This is a genomic window from Kitasatospora sp. NPDC059160 (assembly GCF_042755465.1).
Taxonomy (GTDB): Bacteria; Actinomycetota; Actinomycetes; order Streptomycetales; family Streptomycetaceae; genus Kitasatospora.
This window is the reverse complement of the sequence record NZ_JBHZCN010000222.1, coordinates 2285-4382: the sequence shown is the minus strand read 5'-3', so window position 1 is coordinate 4382 and position 2098 is coordinate 2285. Positions and strand designations below refer to the sequence as shown.

At 69.0% G+C, this 2098-nt stretch carries 3 protein-coding genes; all 3 read right to left on the bottom strand.

Annotated elements, in window-relative coordinates; genetic code table 11:
* A partial coding sequence (locus ACFXOZ_RS42140) for an SMI1/KNR4 family protein (RefSeq protein ID WP_380595329.1) occupies window positions 1-538 on the bottom strand: 538 nt, incomplete at its 3' end.
* Window positions 519-1217, bottom strand: coding sequence for a hypothetical protein (locus ACFXOZ_RS42135; protein ID WP_380522381.1), 699 nt, complete (start codon window positions 1215-1217; stop codon window positions 519-521). The genes ACFXOZ_RS42135 and ACFXOZ_RS42140, both read right to left, overlap by 20 nt.
* Window positions 1214-2098: hypothetical protein (locus ACFXOZ_RS42130; protein ID WP_380595327.1), on the bottom strand; the 885-nt coding region annotated here is incomplete at its 5' end. The genes ACFXOZ_RS42130 and ACFXOZ_RS42135, both read right to left, overlap by 4 nt.

The following is a 2098-nucleotide window of genomic DNA, read 5'->3' as shown; positions in this document are numbered from 1 at the left end:
CTGTCAGGAAGAACCAGGACGCCGGCACCCCGGCCGCGCGGTGCCGCTCATGGACGCTCACTGCGGACTTCCAGTTGCTCAGGTGCCCCGGCGCCCGGTTCCCCTCGCGCAGGCTGACGAGCCCGCCATCGGGCCCGAACCCTCCGTCCGCGACCTCGGTGTAGATGCGGCGGAGCACGTCGGGCAGGCGCCGACCGATTTTGCGCTCGACGGCCTCGACCTCGGCCATGGTGACGGGCGGGAACAGCAGCCCGCGTGGGGAGTCCGCGTAGTAGGAGGCGACTTCCTCGGCCGAGGATCTGAGCTGGACCGTCCCGTCGCTACCCGTCGACCGCAGATCCGGGTTGGGCCGGTCAAACCAGTCAGCTCCGTAGCGCTCCGCGATCCAGGCGCTTGGCACACTCGCCGTATCGAAGCGCCGACCCGGATCCCAGGCCCGGGTACGCAGCTTCTCGATCAACACGTCGTCGTCCGCCGGCTCTCCGGTGATCCCAGGGTGCTGAAGCGGTGAAGGGGACTCAGGCGAGGCGGCGGTCATGCACCGGGAGCATAGCCGCGGAGCGGCGGGCGGATCCCTCCGGCGTGAACGTGAAGCCGTCCGTGAACAGGGTGCCGCCGTCCCGGAAGGCCCAGAGGACGGGTTCGGCATGGACAGAGGCCGACGACGAGCTTGGACTCGGGGCGAAGGTGTTCCAGAGGTGGAAGCAGAGCAGGGCGTCGTCACGTCGGTCGGTCGCGTATGCCAGCGTCTTGGGGTAGTTGGGGTTGTTCCCCCCGAAGAGGACCGAGGGCGGACCGAACGCTGTGACGATGTCGCTGAGGAGGCGGTCCTTGCGGCACCAGGTCTCGCTGACACGACGGATCTCGTCGTGCTCAGCCGAGGTGAGGGCCCGGTCGAGTCGCAGCCATCCCTGACGGTGTGCGATCTCGGCGTAGACCGAGGCCACGGCGCCCTCGTGTGCATCACCCCACAGATATTGGAAGGCTCCGCTCACGCCGGTGGAGGAGGATCCTTGGCGGGTTTGCAGGTCCTTCAGTTCCTGCTGCCATGCCTGCTCGGAGGCGTCCGCGAACGCCACCGCGTCGAGGTAGAGCCTGATCGCCGTCTCGCCGCCGTACATTCCCGGACGACGCAGGGCGTCGTTCAAGTGCGTGATCAGATAATCGAGCACTTCTTGTACTGTGCGCTCATCGTTGCGGCCGGTCGCGTTGGTCATCGTCTGCCTTCCTGTTGGTCCTCGGCGCGTGCGGCGAGGTACTCGGCCCAGTCGCGTCGGGCATAGGCGACCCAGCGGATCGCGGTGTGGCGGTGCATGCCGGTCAGGTCGGCGAGGATGGGGCTGGGGAGATCGGCGGCGAGCGCGGCGAGGGCGGAGTTGCGGGCCGCGCGGACCGAGATTCCGTGGCGGTTGAGCTTCTGCGTCATGGCGTGGGTCGAGATGGGCTTCCCTGGGACCAGGCCCGGGAACAGCAGCCGGGGGCCCGGGGTGGCCTGGGCAAACAGGGATCGTGAGCCGGGCAGGGACTCTTCCGCCAGCTGGTGCAGCAGACCGGCCAGTCGCGGGGGCAACAGGACGGGGTGGCGGCCGAGCATCAGGTGGGTGTGCTTGCTGCCGCGCTGTAGATGGTCGGGCGTCAGATGGCAGAGCCGCTCTGCGGACGGACCGAAGAGCAGGGTGATCGCGCCGGCTGCTCGGACGTCCAAGGGCAGGGCATCGTCGGTGAGACATCGCTGGAGGAGGCTCCAGCGGTCGTCCTCATCGAGCAGGGCCTGCGGCTCCTGCTGCGGGATCGAGGGGACAGTGAGCTTGCGGGTGAGCCGGCGGCTCGCCGTCCAGCTCAGGAAGTAGCGGATCAAGTAGCGCCGTTGGCTCGCGCCGCCAGTGACCCAGCCATCGAGGTGCTCCTGGGTGAGGTCTTCGAGTGCCAGTTGCTGCTGGTCGAGCCAGGCCAGCAGTTCCAAGGCCACGCTGACGCGCCGTCTGAGATCGCGGTCGGCGGAGGCCGGGTAACGGCGGACGGCGGCGCGCTGGCGTGCGCGTCGGAGCAGGAACCAGTGCAGGAACGGGCGGGCGAGGTTCGCGTGGGCCGCCGACTT

Coding starts and splice junctions, on each gene's coding strand:
- ACFXOZ_RS42135 (WP_380522381.1), bottom strand. CDS start 1,217: ATGACCAACGCGACCGGCCGCAACGATGAGCGCACAGTACAAGAAGTG.